Genomic DNA, 23,155 nt, shown 5'->3' on the forward strand with positions numbered 1-23,155 from the left:
GGCGGGATGCTGCAGGCGCTCTTCTTCGTCGTCGCGTTCCTGCTCGTGGCCTTCGGCGGCCTCATGGCGGCCGTCGACTCCGCCCTCGCGGTGCAGTCGCGCGGCGACATCGCCGACCTGGCGGAGACATCGCGCGCCAAGAAGTCGCTGCGATCCATCGCGGAGGACCCCGGGGCGTACCTCAACGCCGTCAGCTTCACGCGCCTGCTGGCGGAGACGACCGCCGCCGTGCTCGTCACCCTCGCGTTCGAGCAGATCTTCGCCGAGTGGTGGGTGTCGCTCATCCTCGCCGCCCTCATCATGACCGCCGTGTCGTTCGTGCTCGTCGGCGTCAGCCCGCGGAGCGTCGGCCGGGCGAACTCCACCCTCCTGCTGCGGCTCACGGCGCCCCTCGTGCGGTTCGTGCGCGTGGTGCTCGGCCCGATCCCCGGAGGGCTGGTGGCGCTCGGCAACCGCGTCACGCCGTCCCGCGCCCGGTCGGCCCCGGTCACCAGCGAGGAGCAGCTGCTCTCGATCGTGGACGAGGCGACCGAGTTCGACGTGCTCGAGGAGGACGACCGCGAGCTGATCCACTCCATCTTCGAGTTCAACGAGACCGTCGTGCGCGAGGTGATGATCCCGCGCACCGACATGATCACCGTCGACGCGACCGCCGGCCTCGGCACGGCGATGGGGCTCTTCTTCTCCACCGGCGTCTCGCGCATGCCCGTGATCGACGGCGGCGACCCGGACGAGGTGGTCGGCATCCTGTACCTGCGGGACGCCGCCAAGCTGAGCTTCGAGCGCCCCCTCGGCGCCGACGAGCTGACGGTCCGCGACCTCGCCCGGCCGGCCCTGTTCGTACCCGAATCGCAGAAGGCGGATGCGCTGCTCGCGCAGATGCAGCGCGAGTCGAACCACCTGGCGATGGTGGTGGACGAGTACGGCGGCATCGCCGGGCTGGTCACGCTCGAAGACCTCATCGAGGAACTGGTCGGCGACATCTCGGACGAGTACGACCACGAGGTCGCGCTCATCCAGCCGCTCGGCGAGGGACGCTACCGCATCGCGACGCGCCTGCCCATCGACGACCTGGGCGAGCTGTTCGACCTGGAGATCGAGGACGAGGACGTGGACAGCGTCGGCGGCCTCGTCACCAAGGCGCTGGGGCGGCTGCCCGAAGTCGGCTCGACCGTGAACGTGCACGGGCTCCGCTTCACGGTCGACCGCATCGAGGGCAAGCACAAGCACGTCGCCTCGGTGCTGGTCGAACGGGACGTGGCGCTGCTGCCGGAACCCGACGGCGGGCACGTCCCCATGCCGAAGGACGAAGACCGACCCGACCGGCACGCATCAGAGCGGCGCGCGTCAGAGCGGCACGCATCAGAGCGGCACGCGTCAGAGCGGCACCAGACCGAGCGGCAGACCGCCCGCACCGACCACCGTCACACCGCGCAGGAGACCAGATCGTGACCGAGTACCACGCCGGATTCGTCTCGTTCGTCGGCCGCCCCAACGTGGGCAAGTCGACGCTGACCAACGCCCTGGTGGGTGAGAAGGTGGCGATCACCAGCTCCAAGCCGCAGACCACGCGCCGGGCGATCCGGGGGATCGTGCACCAGAAGGACGGCCAGCTCATCCTGGTCGACACCCCGGGCATCCACCGCCCCCGCACCCTGCTCGGCGAGCGTCTCAACACGCTCGTGCAGTCGACGCTCGGCGACGTCGACGTGATCGGCTTCTGCGTGCCGGCCGACGAGAAGATCGGCCCGGGCGACCGCTTCATCAACGACCAGCTCGACGAGTACCCGCGCGCCAAGAAGGTGGCCATCGTCACCAAGGTGGACGCGGTGGGCAAGGCCCAGGTCGCCGAGCAGCTCCTCGCCGTGTCCGCCCTGCGCGAGTGGGAGGCGATCGTGCCCGTTTCCGCCGTCAGCCACATCCAGCTGGAGACGTTGACCTCGGAGCTCATGAAGCTGCTCCCGACGTCGCCCGCGCCGCTGTACCCGGACGAGGCCACCACCGACGAGGGCCTCGAGGACCGCATCTCCGAACTGATCCGCGAGGCCGTGCTCGAGGGCGTCGAGGACGAGCTCCCGCACTCGCTCGCGGTCACCATCGACGACATCGTCGAGCGCGACGACAAAGACCTGGTGGAGATCTACGCGAACCTCTTCGTGGAGCGCGACAGCCAGAAGGCGATCGTCATCGGCAAGGGCGGCAGCCGCATCCGCGATGTCGGCGCCGCCGCCCGCGCACCCATCGAGCAGCTGATGGGCCGCCACGTGTTCCTGTCGATCCGCGTCAAGGTCGCGAAGGACTGGCAGCGCGACCCGAAGCAGCTGGGGCGCCTCGGCTTCTGAGGCGGCGGCCGAGCGCAGCGCCCGTACATCCCGAGGATGATTCCGCCGCCCGGATGCCCGAAGCCGGAGGGACGGACTCTACGGTAGAAGCATGCCCTCCCGCCGCCGACTCCTGAGCGCGCTGGCCCCGTACCGCTGGGTGCTGGAGCCCGCGCTGGCCGTCGCGCTGTTCGGGGCGTGGTTCGTCACCGGGCTGCCGTTCGAGCTCGCGGCGGCGCTCGCGCTCGTGTTCTACTGCGGGGCGGTCGCGCTGTCGCGCATCCTGCCGGCCGTGTCGCTCGCGCTGGTGTGGGTGGCGGTGCTACTGGAGCTGACGGAGCAGGAGTCCGCGCACGGCGCGTTCCGCGTGATCGCGGCGATCGCCGTGGTGACCGCGCTGGTGGGCGTCGCCGCGCACAGCGGCCGCGTGCTGCGCTGGGTCGACTTCGCGTCGGCCATCCTGCTCGCCCCGGCGATGGCGTACCTGTTCACGGTGCGCGGCGAGCTCAAGTTCCCGCAGTTCGGTCCCGTGATCGGCGGGTATTACACCAGCCAGGGGATCGGCTTCCTGCTGATGAGCCTGCTGCTCGCGGTGATCTTCGTCGCCGGCTGGCTGCTCGGGTTCCTGGTCGCCCGGCAGCGTGCCGCGCAGGCCGGGCCCGGCTCCGACGGTTCGTCGGTGCTGGTGTGGCTGGCGTCCAGCGGAGGGGCGGAGGTCGCGGAGGACGACCCGGACCGTGCCCAGCTGGTGCGGCGGCTGACGCGCACCCAGCTGACGGCGGACATCATCGGCGCGGTCGTGTTCGAGGTGTTCTGCCTCATCGTGGGTGAGCAGGACCGCACGGCGTTCGTCGTGATCACCGTCTTCGCGGTGGCCGTCGCCCTGCGCCGCATGTCGCCGGCGGTGGCGCTCTCCCTGGCGTGGCTGGCGGCGGTCGTGCAGATGACGACCGGCCACAGCATCCTGGTCAGCGACCTCGGCGTGCTCATCGTGCTCTACGCGACCGCGGCCTACGGCGACCGGATCGTGCGGGCCGCCGGTCTCATCTCCGCCGGTCTCGGCGCCCTCGTCGCTGCCCTCTATCTGACGGTGACGGCGGCCGTCGCCCAGGGGTACTACGACCTGCTGTCGAGCGCCATCGCGAGCGTCGCGCTGCAGTTCGCGTTCCTGTTCGTGGTCAGCGTGACGGTGCTCGGGCTGTCCTGGGTGCTCGGCCTGCTGGTGCGCACCTGGCGGAACGCCCGGGTCGCGCGACGCGCGCGGCAGGCGGCAGAACTCGACCGCGACCGCGCCGTCGAGGATGTCGTGGTCGAGCAGGAGCGCACCCGCATCGCGCGGGACATGCACGACGTGGTCGCCCACTCGCTCGCGGTCGTCATCGCGCAGGCGGACGGCGCGCGCTACGCCCGGCACTCCGATCCGGATGCCGTGGACGAGGCCCTCAGCACGATCGCCTCCACCGCGCGCTCCGCCCTCGGCGACGTCCGCGTGCTGCTCGCCGAGCTGCGGCAGTCGCATCCCGCCGACTCTGCTGGCGGCGCGTCCGGGCACGACGGCCCGCAGCCGTCGCTCGCGGACCTCGACCAGACCGTCGAGCACATCCGCTCGGCGGGCCTCGACGTGACCCTCGAGCGCACCACGACCGGGGAGGCGCTCGGATCGGCGCAGCAGCTGGCCGCCTTCCGCATCGTGCAGGAGGCGCTCACCAACGCCCTGCGCCACGGCGACACCGCGCATTCCGCGAGCGTCGTGCTCGCCGACGCCCCGGAGGAACGGGGTCCCGGGCTCATCATCACCGTGAGGAACACCATGAGAGACACCACCGTCGAACCGACCACCACCGGCTCGTTGTCACGCATCGGCCACGGCCTGCCCGGGATGCGCGAGCGCGCCTCCCTCGCCGGCGGCTCGCTGACCGCCGGACCCGACGGGCAGCAGTTCGTCGTGTCGGCGTTCCTCCCGGGGGCGGCCGCATGACCGGGACGGACGTGGGCACCCGCATCCGGGTGCTGCTGGTGGACGACCAGCCGCTGTTCCGCGCCGGGGTGCGGATGCTGCTGGGATCGCAGGAGGACCTGGAGTTCGCCGGCGAGGCCGGGAACGGACAGGAGGGTGTGCGGCTCGCCGCGGAGACGCGTCCCGACGTCGTGCTGATGGACATCCGGATGCCCGTCATGGACGGCATCGCGGCCACGAGCGCCATCATCGCCGACGCCGAGCGCGCGGGCCGGACGCCGCCGCGGATCGTCGTGCTCACCACCTTCGACCTCGACGAGGCGGCCGCACGGGCGATCCGGGGCGGCGCGAGCGGGTTCGTGCTCAAGGACGCGGAGCCGGAGTTCCTGCTCGCCGCCATCCGGACGGTCCACGCGGGCAGCGCCGTGATCGCCGCCGGCGCGACGCGCGAGCTGTTCGAGTACTTCTCGTCCGCCCAGCCGACCAGGCCGGAGCCGCCGGAGTTCGCGTCCCTCACCTCGCGTGAGCGCGAGATCTTCGTGCTCGCCGCCCGCGGGCTCAGCAACGCCGAGATCGCCGGGTCGGAGTTCCTCAGCGAGGCGACCGTGAAGACGCACATCTCGCGCATCCTCGCCAAACTGGGGCTGCGCGACCGCGTGCAGATGGTCGTCTACGCCTTCGAGCACGGTCTGACCGCGGCGGAGTAGCCCTCGGAGAACGCCCGCGCCGGGTCCGCGTCATCCTCAGGGAGGACACAGGATCGGCCCGCCGCCCGATCCGCCGCACCGGGCCCGCTCCCTAGCGTTGAAGGCATGGAGCTGACTCTCACCGGAACGGTGGCGCGCGTCGAAGCGGCCACGAAGACCTACGGCAGCGGGGCCGGGCGCGTGAACGCGCTCGATGACGTCACCATCGGCATCCCCGCCGCCGCCTTCACCGCGATCATGGGCCCGAGCGGCTCGGGAAAGTCCACGCTGATGCACGTGATGGCCGGCCTCGACTCGGTGACGAGCGGCCGCGTGTTCCTCGGGGACACCGAGATCACGCACCTGGGGGATGCGGAGCTGACGCTGCTGCGGCGCCGCCGCGTCGGGTTCGTCTTCCAGTCGTTCAACCTGGTGCCCACGCTGGATGTGCGGGGCAACATCCTGCTGCCCTTCGAGCTCGACGGGCGCAAGCCCACGCGCACCCAGATGGAGTGGATCGACCACCTCATCGACACGCTGGGCCTGCGCGGTCGGCTGACCCACCGCCCGCACGAGCTCTCCGGCGGGCAGCAGCAGCGGGCGGCCATCGTGCGCGCACTCGCCACGCGCCCGGACCTCGTCTTCGCGGACGAGCCGACCGGCAACCTCGACTCGCGCACCGGACGCGAGGTGCTCGGCGTGCTGCAGGAGGCGGCGCGCACGTTCGGCCAGAGCATCGCCATAGTCACCCACGACCCGGTCGCCGCCAGCTTCGCCGACCACATCGTGTTCCTCGCGGACGGCCGCGTCGTCGCCGAGCGTCCCGCATCGAGCGCCGAGGAGATCTCCTCGTTCATGCTCGGGATGGAGGCGGGCGCGTGAGCCGGCCCTTCTCCGCCTTCCGCGCGAACGCCCGCGACCACCGCGCCGGCCTCCTGGTCGCCGCCCTGAGCGCGGCGTTCGGGGTCGCCCTGGTCGGCGGCGTGAACGTGCTCGGCGCCTACATCGGCGGATCGGCCATGGGGGAGCACGGGAGCGTGCAGCTCGCGATCACCGTGGTGGCCGGGATCTTCTTCGTCGTGGCCGTGTACGTCGGCGCGATCGTGACCACCAACACCTTCGCCACGGTGATCGCCGGACGCACCCGGACGATCGCCCTCCTGCGGCTCATCGGGTCGAGCGCACGTGCGCAGCGCCGCTCGGTGGCCGGGGAAGGGTTCGCCGTCGGCCTGCTCGGGTCCGTGCTGGGCGGAGCGGCGGCGGCCGTCCTGGCCCTCGTGGCGGTCCGCGCGCTGGTCCTCACCGGCGTGCTGCCCGACGCCCTCTACCCGGTGCTGTCGTGGACGATGATCCCGCCGGCCGCGATCGTCGTGCTGACCACCTGGCTGGCCTCCTGGGTCGGCAGCCGCCGGGTGCTCGCCGTCACGCCCATCCAGGCGCTCGGCGCGGCGCAGGAGCGGCCGGCCGCCGCGGTGCGCAGCCGCGGGCGGCTCGCGGTCTCCGTCATGCTCATCGTGGCCGGTGGCGGACTGCTGACCCTGGGTCTCCTGCTCGGCCTCGGCGTGCTCGCCGGGCTCGGTGCGACCCTCGCCACCCTGTCGCCGTACGGAGTGCTCGTCGCGATGCTCGGCGGCATCCTCTCGTTCACCGGGATCGTGCTCGCGGCGCCGTTCTTCCTGCCGGGCGTGCTGCGCGCGGTCGGGCTGCTCGTGGGGCGCGGCGCCGCCGGCCGCCTCGCGGCGGCCAACGCGGTGCGCAACCCCGAACGCAGCTCGCGCACCGGGATCGGCCTCGTGATCGGCGTGACGCTCATCACGATGTTCGTGGTCGCGGCGTCGAGCTGGCAGCAGCTGATCCACGAGGCGGCCGCCCAGGAGCCGGGGATGTACGAGGGCGCCGACGGAGTGATCGGCGGCACGCTGGCCGTGTTCACGGTGCTGGTCGGCTTCTCCGCCGTCATCGCCGCGTGCGGCGTCGTCAACACCCTGTCGCTGAGCGTGCTCCAGCGTGCTCGCGAGCTCGGGCTGCTGCGCGCACTGGGCTTCAGCGCCGCCCAGGTGCGACGGATGATCCTGACGGAGAGCGCGCAGCTGACCGTCGCCTCGGTGCTCACCGGCCTGGTGCTCGGCACGTTGTATGGGTGGATCGGCGCGCAGTCGCTGCTCGGGACGATCCCCGGCGGCGGCTTGCTGGCGCCCGCACTCCCGTGGCCGTTCCTCGCGTCGATCGTCGTCGCCGCGGCGGCCCTCGCCGTGCTGGCGGCGCTGGCGCCGACCCGCCGGGCGACCCGCGTGTCCCCGGTGGAGGCGCTGGCGGTCGAGTGACCGCCGCAGATCGCCGCTGAATGTTGGCTGAACTCTCACAGAGCCTCAGCTATCGGTGAACTGGGCACTGAATAATCGAACCCGGCCGTGCCGCCGAGCACCGCATCCACGCCCGTACCGAGAGGACCCGTCCTGAACTGGCTGCTGACCCTGAGGATCGACAAGCCGCCGTTCCTCATCGCGCTCGACGTCCTCGCCGCCGTTCTCGCGCTGTACCTGTTGATCCGCCCGACCTGGAAGCGCACGCTCGCCGGGTTGACCGCGGCACTCCTCGGCGGTCTCGTCGGGTGGTTCCTGGTGTGGCTGCTGACCGACGCGATGGACCTGTTCGGCGTGGCGCTGACACCGGTCACCACCCTCTGGACGGCGCTCGGCTTCGGCGGTGTGAGCCTCGCGGTGGCCAACCTGTTCCGCTCGCGGTGGTGGCGCAAGGTCATCGCGATCGTCAGCATCCCGGTGTTCCTGGCCGCGGCGTTCTGCGGGATCAACGTGGACTTCGGCGCGTACCGCAACCTCAACGACGCGCTCGGCGTGGTGCCCTACAAGGCGCTCGACCTGCACACCGAGCGGGGGGAGGTCGTGGCCGGCACGGACTGGAAGGCCACGGCGGGCGTGGGCGATCCCGGCGCGATCCCCGCCAAGGGGGAGGTCGGCACGGTGCGCATCCCGGGCACGGAGTCGCGGTTCCCGGCCCGGAAGGCCGTCGTCTACCTGCCCCCGATCGCACTGACCGCGAACCCGCCGGCGCTTCCGGTGCTCTACGCGCTCTCCGGGCAGCCCGGCGCCCCCGCCGACATGTTCACCGCCGGCGGCGTGGGGGCGGCGATGGACCGGTTCGCCGCAGCGCACGGCGGCTACGCGCCGATCGTCGTCGCGGCCGACCAGCTCGGCGGGCCCGGGCGCAACCCGATGTGCGTCGACTCGCGCGACTACGGCAACTCGGCGACGTATCTGCTGACGGATGTGCGGAATTGGGTGCGTTCGAACCTGCGGGTGAGCAGTGACCCGGCAGGATGGGGGGTGTTCGGCTACTCGCAGGGCGCCACCTGCGCCGTCCAGTTCGCGAGCGGCCGACCGGACCTGTTCGGTTCGGCATTGGCCTCCTCGAGCGAGCTGGGGCCGACACTGGGGGATGAGGCACTGACCATCAGCACGGGGTTCGACGGGTCGAAGGCCGCCTACGAGGCGGCGCAGCCCGCCGCCATGATGACGAAGAACGCGCCGTACCGCGACTCGGTGATGGTCTTCGGCGCCGGAGCGAACGACGCCAAGTACAGCGCGTTCGCCCGGACGCTCTACGGCGACGCGGAGCGCGCGGGGGTGCGCGCCCAGCTGCTGAGCTCGCCGGGCACCGCCCACGACTGGAAGACCGTCCGCTACGTGCTCGCACACGGCTTCCCAGCGATCGCCGCTCAGATGGGGCTGGGGTCGTGAAACCGGCCGCTCTGCTCACGCGGACCGGCCGCCTGATCGCGCAGCATCCCTTCACGACCGGGGTGACGCTGCTCATCCTGGTGCTGGCCCTGGCGACCGGACCTCTTCGCGGACCGCACCGCCCCCTCCGCGGCTGGCTCGGCGCGGGCGCGGTCCAGCTGCTGGACGGGCACTGGTGGTCGCCCTTCACCGCGGTGCTCTTCACCGACGACCTGCTCGAGCTGATCGTCGTGCTCGTGCTGACCGTGGTGCTCGTGGGGGCGTCCGAGCGGCTCATGGGGACGTGGCGCACCGCGCTCGCCTTCTTCGGCACCGCGGTCGTCGGGATCGTCGTCGGCGCTGTGCTGCAGGTCGCGGCCAACGACATCGGCGAGCTGTGGGCGCGCAACGTGCACGGCCTCCTCGTGCTCGACGCGTTCACGGCGATCGGCGGCACGATCATGACCGCGAGCGCCTTCGCCGGCACGCTCTGGCGGCGCCGCATCCGCGTGATCACGCTCCTGGTCGCGATCATGTACATGCTCTACTCGGGGCTTCCCTCCGACCTCTACCGCCTGCTCGCCGTGCTGACCGGACTGGCCCTGGGGCCGCTGCTCCGCCAGACGACGATCGCCGCGGACTGGCTGCGCAGCTCCCGCCACGAGGTCCGGGTGCTGCTGGCCTCCGCCGTGACCATCACGGCGCTCGGGCCGGTGATCGGCCTCCTGGGATCGACCCGCTACGGGATGCTGTCGCCGGTCGGACTCCTGTTCAGCAACGAGGCGCCGAACGCGAGTTCTGTGATCGAACGCTGCCAGGCCTTCGCCGTCACCCGGCAGTGCGTGCGCGACCTCACCCTCGAGCGGATCAACGGCCTCGGGCCGGTCCTCCTGTCGGTGCTCCCGCTCCTGCTGCTGCTGGTCGCCGCCTACGGCCTCCTGCGCGGGCGCCGGTTCGCCGTCTGGCTCGCCGTCGCGGTGAACGGCCTGCTCGCCCTCCTCTCCGCCCTCTACTACGGCATCCTGCCGATCGCGTCGGCCCGCCCGGAGGTGTCGCCGCGGTACTGGGAGATCACGGCCATCCTGGCCCTATCGACGCTGGTGCCGTTGGCGATGGCGGTGCTGCTGATCGTCTTCCGCCGGCACTTCACCGTGATGCCCTCGGCGCGGGCCGTCCGGCGGTACCTGCTCCTGGTGACGATCACCGGCGTTGCGCTGATCGGCCTGTACGTGCTGGTCGGCTGGCTGCAGAAGGACACCGGCTTCACGCGGCCCATCGACCTCAGCGACCTGTTCGACGACGTCCTCGAACGCTTCGTCCCGGTGAGCTTCCTGCGGCGGGAGCCGGTGCAGTACCTGCCGACCACCCCGCTCGCGACGATCGTCTACCACAACATCGGAACGGTCTTCTGGCTGGTCGCGATCATCGGCGCCATCCCCGCGATGCTCGGCCGCGGCCTCCGGCGGCGCGGCACGGGCGAGGCCGCGCACGTGCGCGAGCTGCTGCACCGCGGCGGCGGCGACGCGATCTCGTTCATGGCGACCTGGCCGGGCAACTCGTACTGGTTCGACCCCATCGGGGGCGGAGCGATCGCGTACCGGGTGGAGGGACGTGTGGCGCTGACCACCGGCGGGCCGTTCGGCGACCCGGGCCCGAAGGACGGAGCGATCCAGGGCTTCGCGCGGTTCTGCGACGACAACGGCTGGATCCCGGTGTTCTACAGCGTGGAGGCGCACCACGCCGGTCTGTTCGAGCGCCTCGGCTGGTCGACCATGACGGTCGCCGAGGAGACGGTCATCCGCCCGCAGCTGTGGGCGACCACCGGCAAGAAGTGGCAGGACGTCCGCTCCTCCATCAACCGGGCCGAGCGTGCGGGCATCCGCTCGGAATGGACGACCTTCGCCGCGCTGAGCCTGACGGCGGCCGTGCAGCTCTCCGACATCTCGGAGCAGTGGGTCGCCGAGAAGGACCTGCCCGAGATGGGGTTCACCCTCGGCGGGCTCGACGAGCTGCGCGACCCGGAGGTGCGGCTCATGCTCGCCGTCAACGAGGGCGACGGCCCGGAGAACGGCCGCATCGAGGCCGTCACCAGCTGGCTGCCCACCTACCGCAACGGCATCGTGGTCGGATGGACGCTGGACTTCATGCGCCGACGTCCCGACAGCATCAACGGCGTCATGGAGTTCCTGATCGCGGAGGCGGCGACGCGGATGAAGGCGGACGGCATCGAGTTCATGTCGCTCTCCGCCGCCCCGCTCGCCCACACCGCAGGGGCGCAGGAGGGGGAGAAGGACACGACGGACCGGCTCCTCGGCTACCTCAGCTCGTCGCTCGAACCGGTGTACGGCTTCCGCTCGCTGCTGAAGTTCAAGCAGAAGTTCCAGCCCGAACTGCACCCGCTGATCATGGCCTACCCGGACCCGGTGGCACTGCCGGCCATCGGCATCGCGCTGGTCCGCGCCTACCTGCCCGGGCTGTCGGTGCGCCAGGCGGCGACGTTCGTGCGGGGGCGCGGCTGACCCGGAGGTGGTACTCTCGGTGCTGTGTACGGTCTGCTCCTTCTTAGCTGCCGCGACGAGTCCTAGTTCCGGGCCTCACTCGTCGCGGAGTTCGTCGTCGGCTCTCCAGACACACCGCGAGGAGTAAGAAGACCATGAAGAACACGCAGGCGCCGAGCGCCATGCCGATCCACAAGTACCGTCCCTTCCACGAGCAGATCCGCGTCGACCTGCCCGACCGCACCTGGCCCTCGGCCCGCATCGAGAAGGCGCCGCGCTGGTGCGCCGTCGACCTCCGTGACGGCAACCAGGCGCTGATCGACCCGATGAGCCCCGAGCGCAAGCGCATCATGTTCGACCTGCTGGTCCGGATGGGCTACAAGGAGATCGAGGTCGGCTTCCCGTCGGCCAGCCAGACCGACTTCGACTTCGTCCGCAGCCTGATCGAAGAGGACGCGATCCCCGACGACGTCACCATCCAGGTGCTGACCCAGTCGCGCGAGCACCTCATCAAGCGCACCTACGAGTCGCTGGTCGGCGCCAAGCAGGCCATCGTGCACCTCTACAACTCGACCAGCATCCTGCAGCGCGAGGTGGTGTTCCGCACCGACCAGCAGGGCATCATCGACATCGCTCTGAGCGGCGCGCGCCTGTGCCGGCAGTTCGAAGAGCTGGTTCCCGGAACGACGATCTACTACGAGTACTCGCCCGAGAGCTACACCGGGACCGAGCTCGAGTTCGCCGCCGACATCTGCAACCAGGTGCTGGAGGTGTTCGAGCCGACGCCCGAGCGCAAGGTCATCATCAACCTGCCGGCCACCGTCGAGATGGCGACGCCGAACGTCTACGCCGACTCGATCGAGTGGATGTCGCGCCACCTGAACCACCGCGAGAACGTCATCCTGTCGCTGCACCCGCACAACGACCGCGGGACCGCCGTCGCCGCGGCCGAGCTCGGCTACATGGCCGGCGCCGACCGCATCGAGGGCTGCCTGTTCGGCAACGGCGAGCGCACCGGCAACGTCGACCTGGTCACGCTGGGCGTCAACCTGTTCACGCAGGGCATCGACCCGCAGATCGACTTCAGCGACATCGACCAGATCAAGCGCACCGTCGAGCACTGCAACCAGCTGCCCGTCGGCGAGCGCAGCCCCTGGGGCGGCGACCTCGTCTTCACCGCGTTCAGCGGGTCGCACCAGGACGCCATCAAGAAGGGGTTCGAGGCGATGGAGGCGCGGGCCGAGCGCGAGGGCGTGTCGGTCGACGACCTGGTGTGGGCGGTTCCCTACCTGCCGGTCGACCCGAAGGACCTGGGCCGCAGCTACGAGGCGGTCATCCGCGTCAACTCGCAGTCCGGCAAGGGCGGCGTCGCCTACCTGCTGAAGAGCGACCACTCCATCGACCTGCCGCGCAAGCTGCAGATCGAGTTCTCGGGCGTCGTGCAGGCCAAGACGGACGCCGAGGGCGGCGAGGTCACCAGCGACCAGATCTGGGAGATCTTCCAGGACGAGTACCTGCCGGCGCCGACCAGCGACCCGGACGCCAAGTGGGGCCGCTTCGAGCTGGGCAGCACCACCACGTCGAACGAGACCGGGGACCACGTCGTGCTCACGGTGACGCTGCGCGACGGGGACACCGTGTCGAAGGCCACCGGGGAAGGCAACGGCCCGATCGCGGCGTTCTTCGACATCCTGCACCAGCACGGTGTGGACGCCCACCTCTACGACTACTCGCAGCACACGCTGTCGGCGAGCGAGTCCGCCCTGGCGGCGGCCTACGTCGAGGTGGATGTGGACGGCCAGCGCCGCTGGGGCGTCGGCATCGACGCGGACACGACCACGGCATCCTTCAAGGCGGTCGTCTCCGCCGTCAACCGCGCTGTGCGCTCGGGCGCCGGCCGCTCGGAGGAGCAGCTCGTCGGGGTGTGACCCCGCTCGCGCCCTGCGCGCGTTCGCTTCTGCTGCGGAACCCGACATTCGTGCCGAATGTCGGGTTCCGTGCGTGCGGGGCGCACATTCGTGCCGAATGCGTCCCGCTGCGCTGCCGTACATTCGTGCCGAATGTCGCGTTACGCGGGTGCGGAGGCGACATTCGTGACGAATGTCCCCGCCGGGCGGGAGCGGGCGCGCTACTCGCCGCGGTCGATGCGGTAGCGCGGGATGGCGCCGGTCTCGGTGCGCTCGTCGGTCTGCGCGGCGCTCTGGCGGCGCGTGAAGCGCGGCCAGCGCATCCGGGGGAGGCGGCCCAGCTCGCGCTGCTCGGGCAGGCTCCAGCCGAAGCGCACCGCGAGCAGCCGGATGATCAGCGTCACGACCACGCACACCACCGCCGCCGGGATGAGCGGGACGCCCAGGTCCACCATCACGACCAGCACGATCGTCCCCGCGCCCGCGGCGACCGCGTAGAGCGATCCGACGTGCATCAGTGCGATCGGCAGGTTGAGCAGCATGTCGCGGAGGATCGAGCCTCCCACCGCCGACACGACGCCCACGAACACGGCCGGAACCTCCGGCAGCCCGAGCGCGAGCGCCTTCGTCGCGCCGATCGCGCCGAAGAGGCCGATGGTCAGCGCGTCCAGGAACGTGATGATCGGGTCGAGCCGGCGGAACAGCCGAACCAGCAGCATCCCGAGCAGCGCCGCGACCACGGTAATCGGCAGATACCAGTTCGACTGCAGCGCGACCGGCGTCACGTTGAGCAGGATGTCGCGCAGCAGCCCGCCGCCGACGCCCGTGGCGACGCCGATGATCGCGACGCCGAGCAGATCGAGCCGGCGGTCGCGGAAGCCGGAGGCGAACATCGCGCCCTGGAGGCTGCCCACGCCGACGGCGAGGAGGTCGCCCCACAGCGGGATGGCCAATGCGCCGATGTTGAGGGCGGTCGTGCTCACGCTTCATGTGTACCATCCCCGGTCCGCCGCGCCGTCCGCCGCGCTGTCAGCCGCAGGCGCGATACTGGAGTGTGCCTGTCTACCGTGATGAAGCCGTCGTGCTCCGCACCCACAAGCTGGGGGAAGCCGACCGCATCGTCACCATGCTCAGCCGCCAGCACGGCAAGATCCGCGCGGTGGCCAAGGGCGTGCGGCGCACGGCGTCCCGTTTCGGTTCTCGGCTGGAGCCGTTCATGGTCGCAGACGTGCAGCTGTACGAGGGCCGCAGCCTCGACACGATCACGCAGGCCGAGACTCTCGGGGCGTACGGCGCCCTGATCGCGGACGACTACGCCAGCTACACCGCCGCCAACGCCATGGTGGAGGCGGCCGACCGGCTCACCGACGCCGAGGCGTCGCTGCAGCAGTACCTGCTCCTCGTCGGCGCGCTGCGTTCCCTCTCGCGGCGGGAGCACGGACCGGGCCTGACGCTCGACTCGTACCTCCTGCGCGCGCTGTCGCTGGCGGGATGGGCGCCGAGCTTCCAGGACTGCTCGCGCTGCGGCGCCCCCGGCCCGCACACATCGGTCGTCGTCCAGCTCGGCGGAGTCGTGTGCCCCGACTGCGCCCCGCAGGGTGCGCCGAGGGTCGACCCGGAGACGATCGCGCTGCTCGGCGCGCTGCTGGCGGGCGACTGGGAGGCGGCGGAGGCCGCGTCCGAGACGACGCAGGGGCGCGCCAACGGCGTCGTCGCCGCCTACACGCAGTGGCACCTGGAGCGCGGACTGCGGTCACTTCAGCACGTGCAGCATGATCGGGCCCGCTCGGGTGCTCCGGCGCCGGCCGCGAGGCGCATCCCGCCCGCTGAGCCTGTGCCCGCCGACCCTGTACCCACCGACCCCGTGCCCACCGACCAGAAGGCGAGTGGATGAGTCCCAAGCCGTACACGCACAAGGATGCGGTCGAATACCGGCCGCTCGACTGGACCGGGGTGTACCCGCCCGCGTTCCCGGCGGGCAGCGTCCCGGAGCACGTCGCCATCGTCATGGACGGCAACGGCCGCTGGGCGAACCGCCGCGGCCTGACCCGCATCGAGGGCCACCGCGCGGGAGAGGCGGCGCTCCTCGACGTCGTCGCCGGCGCCATCCAGGCCGGGGTGAAGCACCTCAGCGTGTACGCATTCTCCACCGAGAACTGGAAGCGGTCGCCCGAGGAGGTGCGCTTCCTGATGGGCTTCAACCGCGACGTGCTGCACCGGAGGCGCGACCAGCTGAACGAGTGGGGCGTGCGCGTCCGCTGGGCCGGGCGCAAGCCGCGCCTGTGGTCCTCCGTCATCAAGGAGCTGCAGTACGCCGAGCAGCTGACCGCCGGCAACGACGTGCTCACCCTGACGATGTGCGTCAACTACGGCGGCCGCACCGAGATCGCGGACGCCGTGCGGTCGATCGCCGACGACGTGGCGGCCGGTCGCCTGCGCCCGTCCGCGGTCAGCGAGAAGACCATCCAGCGCCACCTCTACCTGCCGGACATGCCGGACGTGGACCTCTTCGTGCGGAGTTCGGGGGAGCAGCGCACGAGCAACTTCCTGCTGTGGCAGAGCGCCTACGCCGAAATGGTGTTCCTCGACACGCTCTGGCCCGACTTCAGCCGGACCGACCTGTGGGACGCGATCGGGCTGTACCTGAGCCGCAACCGGCGGTTCGGGGGAGCGGTGGATGCGCCCCGCGCGGGAACGGCGGAGGCCGCGTCCTGAGTGCCGCGCTGCCGGATGGCGCGCTGCCGGAATAGGTGCAGTACTGCAGCGTTGTCCTCAGCGTGAGCGAACCCATCAAGATCGACATCTGGTCCGACATCGCCTGCCCGTGGTGCTACATCGGCAAGCGCAAGTTCGAGGCGGGCAGCGGCCTGTTCGCCGGAGCCGGTGACGGCCGGGGCGTCGAGGTGGAGTACCACTCGTTCGAGCTGTCGCCCGACACCCCGGTGGACTTCGAGGGCAGCGAGGTGGACTTCCTCGCGGGCCACAAGGGTCTGCCCGCCGGCCAGGTGGAGCAGATGCTGGAGCGTGTGGCGGGCATCGCCTCCTCCGTCGGCCTCGACTACGACTTCGACAACCTCAAGCACACCAACACCGTCAAGGCGCACGAGCTGCTGCACTTCGCGAAGGAGCAGGGCAAGCAGCTGGAGCTCGCCGAGCGCCTGTTCCGGGCGTACTTCGTCGAGGGACGCCACGTCGGCCGCATCGAGGACCTCGCCGACCTCGCCGCCGAGGTCGGCCTCGACCGCGCGCAGGCCCTCGAGGCCCTGGCGTCGTCCCGCTTCGAGCCCGCCGTGCGCGCCGACCAGGCGACCGCGGCCGAGTACGGCATCAACGGTGTCCCCTTCTTCGTGATCGACGGCCGCTACGGCGTCTCCGGCGCCCAGGACGCTCAGACGTTCGCGCAGGTCCTGGAGCAGGTCTGGTCCGAGCGCGCGGCGGTGACCGCGTGAGCGGCGCGCAGGGCGCCACGCCCGAGGCGGCCGCTCCCGCTCCCGCTGCGCGTCCGTCCCTCATCCCGCTGGGCGCACCGGCCGCCGCCTGCGAGGGCGACACCTGCGTCATCCCGTGAGCGGAGCGGCTACTCCGGGTCGGTGATGTCGGCGACCGTCGCGCCGAAGGCGGCGATCAGGGCGTCGGCGTCGACGTAGAGCGAGTAGCCATGCTCGCCGGCGCCCATCGAGACCGTGCGCCCGGGGATCGTCGCGTCGGCGACGACGGGCCACGCCGTCGTGCTGCCGAACGGGGTGATCGTGCCGCGCTCGTAGCCGGTCGCGGCCAGGGCGACGCTCGCGTCGGGCAGCTGCAGCTTGTTGACGCCGAGCACCGAGCGCAGCTTCGGCCAGGCGATCTTGCGGCCGCCGGGCACGAGCGCGAAGACGAATGTGTCGTCGCTGCGCTTGACGACGAGCGTCTTCACGATGTCACCGGGCTGGATGCCGAGCAGCTCGGCGGCCTCGTGGAGGCTGCGGGCGGCGGGTCGTTCGACGATCCGGATCTCGACGCCGCGGGCCGCGGCATCCGCCGCTACACGCTGCCGTCCTTCGTCCACAGGACCGCCGTCGGGGGAGTACTCCACGGATTCCGGGCTCTCGGCCATAGCTCAGCACGCTTTCTGGGAGAATCGAGTGAGATGTCTACCACTGCAACGATAAGCCACGCCCCCCAGCTGACCATCGGTCCGCTGGCGCTCGACGTGCCCGTGGTCCTCGCACCCATGGCCGGGATCACCAACACGGCGTTCCGGCGGCTCTGCCGTGAGTTCGGGGCCGGGCTCTACGTGAGCGAGATGATCACGTCGCGCGCGCTCGTCGAGCGCACGCCCGAGTCGCTCCGGCTGATCACCCACCACGAGTCCGAGACGCCGCGCTCCATCCAGCTCTACGGCGTCGACCCGAAGACGGTCCGCGAGGCCGTCACCATGCTCGTGGCGGAGGATCGCGCCGACCACATCGACCTCAACTTCGGATGCCCGGTGCCCAAGGTCACCCGCAAGGGCGGCGGGGCCGCGTTGCCGTGGAAGCTCGGGCTGTTCCGCGAGATCGTCGAGGGCGCCGTCGAGGCGGCGGGCGACATCCCGCTCACCATCAAGATGCGCAAGGGCATCGACGGCGACCACCTCACCTACCTCGAGGCCGGCCGCATCGCCGAAGGCGCGGGTGTCGCCTCGATGGCCCTGCACGCGCGCACGGCCGCTGAGTTCTACTCGGGGCACGCCGACTGGTCGGCCATCGCGAAGCTGAAGGAGACGGTCACGTCGACGCCGGTGCTCGGCAACGGCGACATCTGGTCCGCGGCCGACGCGATCCGGATGGTGGAGGAGACCGGCTGCGACGGCGTCGTGGTCGGCCGCGGCTGCCTGGGGCGCCCGTGGCTGTTCGGCGACCTGGCGGCGGCCTTCCGTGCCCGCGCCGGCGAGCTCACCCAGGCGGAGGCCGACGCCGCGCAGGCGCACCCGACGCTGGGGCAGGTGGCGCAGACGTTCCGCCGTCACGCCGAGCTGCTGGTCGAGTTCTTCGACAGCGAGGAGCGCGGCTGCCGCGACATCCGCAAGCACGTGGCCTGGTACTTCAAGGGGTACCCGGTCGGCGGCGACCTCCGGGCCAGCCTCGCCACCGTCGACACTCTGCAGCACCTCGACGACCTGCTCGCCACCCTCGACTGGGACCAGGAGTACCCGGGCGAGGCCGCAGAGGGCCAGCGCGGACGAGCCGGCTCTCCCAAGCGCCCGGCCCTGCCCGACGGCTGGCTGCAGAGCCGCGACCTCGACGGCGTGCAGCGCGCCGAGGTCGCCGACGCGGAGGTGCACAACAGTGGTGGATGACGTGGCGGCGAGCACGCGCGCAGCGGCGGCGAAGGCAGCGGGCGCCGATAAATCAGCGCACGACGCATCAGCGCACGACGCATCAGCGCACGACGCATCAGCGCACGACGCAGCGGCGACCGACGCATCGGCACAGGCCGGCTACACCGAGCACGACCGTGAGCGGTGGTTGCCGGAGCACCACTCCAACCGCCGGAGCGACTTCGCCCGCGACCGGGCGCGCCTCCTGCACTCGAGCGCGCTGCGCCGTCTGGCGGCGAAGACGCAGGTACTGAGCCCCACGGCAGGCCTCGACTTCGCGCGAAACCGGCTCACGCACTCCCTCGAGGTGGCGCAGGTGGGCCGCGAGCTCGCCAACAGCCTCGGCCTCGACCCCGACATCGTCGACACCGCGTGCCTCGCCCACGACATCGGGCATCCGCCGTTCGGTCACAACGGCGAGCGCGCGCTCAACACGTGGGCGGAGGACATCGGCGGCTTCGAGGGCAACGCGCAGACCCTGCGACTGCTCACGCGCCTGGAGCCCAAGGTCTTCGGACGCGACGGCCGCCCCTACGGGCTCAACCTGACCCGCGCGAGCCTCGACGCCAGCTGCAAGTACCCCTGGCCCGCGACGTCCTCGGTCGCCGACCCCAGCGGACGCGCGAAGTTCGGCTTCTACCCCGACGACCGGGCGGTGTTCGAGTGGATGCGCGCCGGCGCGCCCGACCGCCAGCGCTGCATCGAGGCGCAGGTCATGGACCTCTCCGACGACATCGCCTACTCCGTGCACGACTTCGAGGATGCGGTCGTCAACGGCTACATCGACGTCGCCGCGCTCGGCAGCCGGGTCGACCACGAAGACCTCGTCGAGTCCATGCACGAGTGGGTCGGAGGCGAGGTCAGCCACCAGGAACTCATCGAAGCGTTCGACCGGCTCGACAGCATGGACATCTGGCTAGACGGCTGGGACGGCTCCCGCCGCTCCCAGGCCCGCCTGAAGAACCTGACCAGTCAGCTCATCGGGCGCTTCGCCCATGCGGCGGTCCACGCGACGAAGGAGGCGGCGGGCCGCACCGACCTCATCCGCTTCGGCGCCGACGTGGTCGTGCCGCTCGGCATCCGCGCCGAGATCGCCGTGCTGAAGGGCATCGTCGCGACCTTCGTCATGTCGCGGAACACCCGTCAGCCGATCTACGCGCAGCAGCGGCAGATCCTCACCACGCTGGCCGACCTTCTCTACCAGCGCGGACCGGCCGAGCTCGACCCCGGGTTCGCGGAGGACTGGCGCGACGCCGGCAGCGAAGACGAGCGCCGCCGGGTGATCGTGGACCAGGTGGCCAGCCTGACGGACCAGTCCGCGCTCAGCTGGTACGAACGACTCGTGCAGCATTGACGGGCCGGCCGACGGGATGCGCGCACGACCGGGGTTGAAACCGGTGACCGTGTGCAGAATGCTTGAGGTCAGGCCTTCGGGAGGAGACGAATGAGCAACGCACTACCACCGTCGGACGGCGACCGCCCCGAACAGGGCGGAGCAGCGGAGGCGAGCCCGGCGACGCCGGCTGCTCCCCGCCGCACGCCGCGCGCGTCCACGGGGACCGGTGCCGCTCGTTCGAGCTCCCGCTCCACCGCGGCCGCAGCGGCCGACGACGCGAGCCCCAACCCGGACGCTGTACAGGCCGAGCAAGACGCACCGAAGACCCCGGCCGCGCGGAAGCCCGCCGCCAAGAAGCCGGCCGGCGGCTCGTCTACAGCCGCCAAGGCTCCGGCTGCCCGCAAGCCCGCCGGCACCGCCACGACCGCGGCGAAGAAGCCGACCACGCCGCGGACGCGCCGGACGACCGCGAAGGCCGCCCCGATCGCCCCGGAAGGCGAGGCCCCCGGCATCATGGATGCGACCCTCGGCGCCAAGGAACCGCTCGCACCCGCGCCGGCACCGACCACAGCGGCCGGCACCGACACCTCGTCGTCGCCGGCCGAACCGCTGGTGGAGACGGACGGCGCCGCTGACGACACGACGGGCGATGCGACGACGAAGCGTCTCCCGACCGCTGCCGAGCTCTACGGGGAGGCGTCCGCAAGCGCCCCCGCAGCGGTGCCCGCAGCAGTGCCCGCCTCCGACGCAGCCGAGGTGCCCGCGGACGCCGACGAGGCGGTCGCCGCCGGCCCCGACCCGGAACCGTTCGCCGCTTCGGGCGAAGAGCGCGAGCACGTGGCACCGGCGACCGCCGCAGCCGCAGTCCCCGCGGCAGTGCCTGCGGCATCCGGATCCACCGCATCCGGATCCGCCGCATCCGCGGACTCCGCCGAGACCGAGGCCGTGACGCCGCCCGCTACCGAAGACGCTGACGCCCATACGCCCGGCACCCACCCCGCCGATCCCCACGCCGCCCACCAGGGCCGCACGGTCCACGACCTCGCCGACCGGCTCGACGACTCGCGCTTCTTCTCGTCGCTGTTCGACTTCACGTTCACCAACTACGTCACGCGCAAGCTGGCCGGTCCGGTGTACGTCGTCGGGCTCGTGCTGATCGGCCTCGGCATCGTCGTCGGCTTCGCGAACTCGCTCACGTCGGCTATCGCGACGCATTCGCCCATCGGCGCGTTCGTCTTCCTGTTCGGCGTGCTGATCACTCTCGTCGGGGCGATGCTCTCGGTGCTGCTGCTCCGCGTCGGCATCGAAGTGTTCTGCGCCATCATCGAGATCGCCCAGAACACGCGCCGCCGACGGCCGCCGGGGGAGTGACGGGAGCCGAAGCGCCGGTGCGCGGGATGAGCGTCGGTCCGGCTCACTAGAATCGAAGCATGGCCGGCCGGATTCGACAGAGCGACATCGAAGAGGTCAAGGCCCGCACCAACATCGGTGACATCGTCGGCGACTACGTCAGCCTCAAGACCGGCGGCGTCGGGGCGCTGAAGGGCCTGTGCCCGTTCCACGACGAGAAGAGCCCCAGCTTCTACGTGCGCCCGGGCGTCGGCCGGTACCACTGCTTCGGCTGCGGCGAGGGCGGCGACGTCTACGAGTTCCTGCTCAAGATGGACCACGTCTCGTTCACCGACGCGGTCGAGCGGCTCGCCGCCCGCATCGGCTACCAGCTGCACTACGAGGAGGGCGGCGGCGGTCCCTCCGAGAGCAGCGGCAACCGCGCACGTCTGCTCGCCGCCAACTCGGCGGCGGAGGAGTTCTTCCGCGACCGTCTCTCCGCTCCCGACGCCGACCCGGGCCGCCGCTTCCTGGGGGAGCGTGGCTTCGACTCCGTCGCCGCCGCGCACTTCGGCGTCGGCTTCGCGCCCAAGAGCTGGGACGAGCTGACCAAGCACCTGCGCAGCAAGGGCTACACGCCGGAGGAGCTGCTCGCGGCCGGTCTCGTGTCGCAGGGTGACCGCGGCGTCTACGACCGCTTCCGCGGCCGTCTGGTGTGGCCCATCCGCGATGTCACGGGACAGACGATCGGCTTCGGCGCGCGGCGTCTCCTCGACGACGACAAGGGCCCCAAGTACCTGAACACCCCCGAGACGGCCGTCTACAAGAAGGCGCAGGTGCTCTACGGCCTCGACCTCGCCAAGCGCGACATCTCGCGCCAGGACCAGGTCGTCGTGGTCGAGGGCTACACCGACGTGATGGCGTGCCACCTCGCCGGCATCACGACCGCCGTCGCGACCTGCGGCACCTCCTTCGGCGTCGACCACATCAAGGTGATCCGCCGTGTGATGGGCGACGACAACAGCCAGGGGTCGGTCATCTTCACGTTCGACCCGGATGCCGCCGGCCAGAAGGCGGCGACGCGCGCGTTCGGCGAGGAGCAGCGCTTCTCCGCCCAGACCTACGTCGCCGTCGGACCGGACGGGCTCGACCCGTGCGACCTGCGGCTCAGCAAGGGCGACGACGCCGTCCGCCGGATGATCGACGCCCGCAAGCCGATGTTCGAGTTCATGATCCGTCAGGTCGTCGAGCGCTTCGACCTCGATTCGGTGGAGGGACGCACGGCGGCCCTGCGCGCGGGAGCGCCGATCGTGGCCACGATCCGCGACCCCGCTTCGCAGAACGGCTACACCCGCGAACTCGCCCGCCTGTCGGGGGCCGACCTCCAGGACGCGATCCGCGCCGTGCGAGCCGCCCAGCGCAGCACCGGCGCCGGGAACGGCCGCGACGGCCGGGACGGCCGCGCAGACTCCCGTGACGGCAGCCGGAACAGCGGCCCCGGCGCCCCCACGTCCAGCGGGTACCCGGACGACCGCCCCGGCGACGGCGCATCCCGCCCGGTCCCGCTCACCGAGCCGACCGACCCCACCCAGCGCACGGAGCGCGAGAGCCTCATGGTCCTCCTGCAGCTCCCGGGCGAGGTGGGGCAGGAGCGCGCCGCCCGCGCCGTGCAGGTGCCCTTCGTGAACCCGACCCACGCTGTGGTGCGCGACGCCATCGCGAGTCAGCTGCCGACGATGGCCCAGCCGGGATGGGTGGATCGCGTGCTCGCGGAGGTTCCGCAGGCGTACGCCCCGACGGTCAACGCTCTGGCCGTCGCCGAGCTGCCGCAGGGCGGCGACCCGGGACGCTACGCCCGCTCGATCGTCGACGGGCTGATCGACCGCGACCTGCTCCGCGAGAAGGCGGAGCTCACGTCGCGTCTGGGCCGCACGGAGGACCCGGAGCTGCGCCGCCAGATCTCCATCGCGATGGTCGCCATCGAGACCGAACGGCGGCGCCTCCGCGGCGAGTGACGGCAGACGGAATCCTCCGTCGGCCGCG

19 protein-coding genes are annotated in these 23,155 nt (G+C 71.4%); 17 read left to right on the forward strand and 2 right to left on the reverse strand.

The features are described from left to right. Window positions 1-6: 6 nt before the first annotated feature. The 9 genes from J2W45_RS03920 to leuA all read left to right on the forward strand — a co-directional run bounded on the left by J2W45_RS03920 (window position 7) and on the right by leuA (window position 13,127). The gene (locus J2W45_RS03920) at window positions 7-1,452 is read left to right on the forward strand and encodes a hemolysin family protein (RefSeq protein WP_310129162.1); all 1,446 of its coding nucleotides are present in this window, start codon (window positions 7-9) and stop codon (window positions 1,450-1,452) included. Continuing rightward, complete coding sequence (gene era, locus J2W45_RS03925; RefSeq protein ID WP_310129163.1) at window positions 1,449-2,342, forward strand: GTPase Era; 894 nt, start codon at window positions 1,449-1,451, stop codon at window positions 2,340-2,342. Before J2W45_RS03920 ends, era begins: the two co-directional genes overlap by 4 nt. Window positions 2,343-2,433: 91 nt before the next feature. Continuing rightward, window positions 2,434-4,299, forward strand: a complete 1,866-nt coding sequence (locus J2W45_RS03930) for a sensor histidine kinase (RefSeq protein WP_310129165.1) — start codon at window positions 2,434-2,436, stop codon at window positions 4,297-4,299. Then, complete coding sequence (locus J2W45_RS03935) at window positions 4,296-4,985, forward strand: response regulator transcription factor (protein WP_310129167.1); 690 nt, start codon at window positions 4,296-4,298, stop codon at window positions 4,983-4,985. Before J2W45_RS03930 ends, J2W45_RS03935 begins: the two co-directional genes overlap by 4 nt. A gap of 105 nt (window positions 4,986-5,090) precedes the next feature. Beyond that, window positions 5,091-5,846, forward strand: a complete 756-nt coding sequence (locus J2W45_RS03940; protein ID WP_310129170.1) for an ABC transporter ATP-binding protein — start codon at window positions 5,091-5,093, stop codon at window positions 5,844-5,846. Then, window positions 5,843-7,288 carry an ABC transporter permease gene (locus J2W45_RS03945; protein ID WP_310129172.1) on the forward strand — a complete coding sequence of 482 codons (1,446 nt, stop codon included), beginning with the start codon at window positions 5,843-5,845 and terminating at the stop codon, window positions 7,286-7,288. Before J2W45_RS03940 ends, J2W45_RS03945 begins: the two co-directional genes overlap by 4 nt. Window positions 7,289-7,375: 87 nt before the next feature. Then, the gene (locus J2W45_RS03950) at window positions 7,376-8,722 is read left to right on the forward strand and encodes an alpha/beta hydrolase (RefSeq protein WP_310129173.1); all 1,347 of its coding nucleotides are present in this window, start codon (window positions 7,376-7,378) and stop codon (window positions 8,720-8,722) included. Then, window positions 8,719-11,220, forward strand: coding sequence for a bifunctional lysylphosphatidylglycerol flippase/synthetase MprF (locus J2W45_RS03955; protein WP_310129175.1), 2,502 nt, complete (start codon window positions 8,719-8,721; stop codon window positions 11,218-11,220). Before J2W45_RS03950 ends, J2W45_RS03955 begins: the two co-directional genes overlap by 4 nt. A 134-nt stretch (window positions 11,221-11,354) precedes the next feature. Beyond that, the gene (gene leuA / locus J2W45_RS03960) at window positions 11,355-13,127 is read left to right on the forward strand and encodes a 2-isopropylmalate synthase (RefSeq protein WP_310129177.1); all 1,773 of its coding nucleotides are present in this window, start codon (window positions 11,355-11,357) and stop codon (window positions 13,125-13,127) included. Between the two features lie 200 nt (window positions 13,128-13,327). On the opposite strand, the gene J2W45_RS03965 is transcribed toward leuA, so the two are convergent. Further along, window positions 13,328-14,089 (reverse strand): trimeric intracellular cation channel family protein, encoded by a 762-nt coding sequence (locus J2W45_RS03965; protein WP_310129179.1) that lies wholly within the window; start codon window positions 14,087-14,089, stop codon window positions 13,328-13,330. Window positions 14,090-14,160: 71 nt separating this feature from the next. Between J2W45_RS03965 and recO the strand changes: the two genes are divergently transcribed. The 4 genes from recO (at window position 14,161) to J2W45_RS03985 (ending at window position 16,674) form a co-directional block, all read left to right on the forward strand. Further along, window positions 14,161-15,000, forward strand: coding sequence for a DNA repair protein RecO (gene recO / locus J2W45_RS03970; RefSeq protein ID WP_310129181.1), 840 nt, complete (start codon window positions 14,161-14,163; stop codon window positions 14,998-15,000). Continuing rightward, window positions 14,997-15,821 (forward strand): isoprenyl transferase, encoded by an 825-nt coding sequence (locus J2W45_RS03975; protein ID WP_310129183.1) that lies wholly within the window; start codon window positions 14,997-14,999, stop codon window positions 15,819-15,821. Before recO ends, J2W45_RS03975 begins: the two co-directional genes overlap by 4 nt. Before the next feature lie 62 nt (window positions 15,822-15,883). Beyond that, window positions 15,884-16,555 carry a DsbA family oxidoreductase gene (locus J2W45_RS03980; protein WP_310129186.1) on the forward strand — a complete coding sequence of 224 codons (672 nt, stop codon included), beginning with the start codon at window positions 15,884-15,886 and terminating at the stop codon, window positions 16,553-16,555. Next, on the forward strand, window positions 16,552-16,674 hold the full coding sequence (locus J2W45_RS03985; protein ID WP_310129188.1) for a hypothetical protein: 123 nt from the start codon (window positions 16,552-16,554) through the stop codon (window positions 16,672-16,674). The genes J2W45_RS03980 and J2W45_RS03985 overlap by 4 nt, the downstream gene beginning before the upstream one ends. Window positions 16,675-16,683: 9 nt before the next feature. Here J2W45_RS03985 and J2W45_RS03990 read toward each other — a convergent pair whose 3' ends face one another. Further along, window positions 16,684-17,202: an aminoacyl-tRNA deacylase gene (locus J2W45_RS03990; protein WP_310129191.1), complete on the reverse strand. Its 519-nt coding sequence runs from the start codon at window positions 17,200-17,202 to the stop codon at window positions 16,684-16,686. A gap of 33 nt (window positions 17,203-17,235) precedes the next feature. On the opposite strand from J2W45_RS03990, the gene dusB reads away from it, so the two are divergent. The 4 genes from dusB to dnaG all read left to right on the forward strand — a co-directional run bounded on the left by dusB (window position 17,236) and on the right by dnaG (window position 23,127). Beyond that, complete coding sequence (dusB, locus tag J2W45_RS03995; RefSeq protein WP_310129194.1) at window positions 17,236-18,426, forward strand: tRNA dihydrouridine synthase DusB; 1,191 nt, start codon at window positions 17,236-17,238, stop codon at window positions 18,424-18,426. Then, window positions 18,416-19,801, forward strand: coding sequence for a deoxyguanosinetriphosphate triphosphohydrolase (locus tag J2W45_RS04000; protein ID WP_310129196.1), 1,386 nt, complete (start codon window positions 18,416-18,418; stop codon window positions 19,799-19,801). The genes dusB and J2W45_RS04000 overlap by 11 nt, the downstream gene beginning before the upstream one ends. A 90-nt stretch (window positions 19,802-19,891) precedes the next feature. Beyond that, the gene (locus J2W45_RS04005; RefSeq protein ID WP_310129198.1) at window positions 19,892-21,154 is read left to right on the forward strand and encodes a DUF4282 domain-containing protein; all 1,263 of its coding nucleotides are present in this window, start codon (window positions 19,892-19,894) and stop codon (window positions 21,152-21,154) included. 59 nt (window positions 21,155-21,213) lie between these two features. Further along, the gene (gene dnaG, locus J2W45_RS04010; protein ID WP_310129200.1) at window positions 21,214-23,127 is read left to right on the forward strand and encodes a DNA primase; all 1,914 of its coding nucleotides are present in this window, start codon (window positions 21,214-21,216) and stop codon (window positions 23,125-23,127) included. The last annotated feature ends 28 nt before the right edge of the window (window positions 23,128-23,155 follow it).

It is taken from the genome of Leifsonia shinshuensis, from assembly GCF_031456835.1.
Lineage (GTDB): Bacteria > Actinomycetota > Actinomycetes > Actinomycetales > Microbacteriaceae > Leifsonia > Leifsonia shinshuensis_C.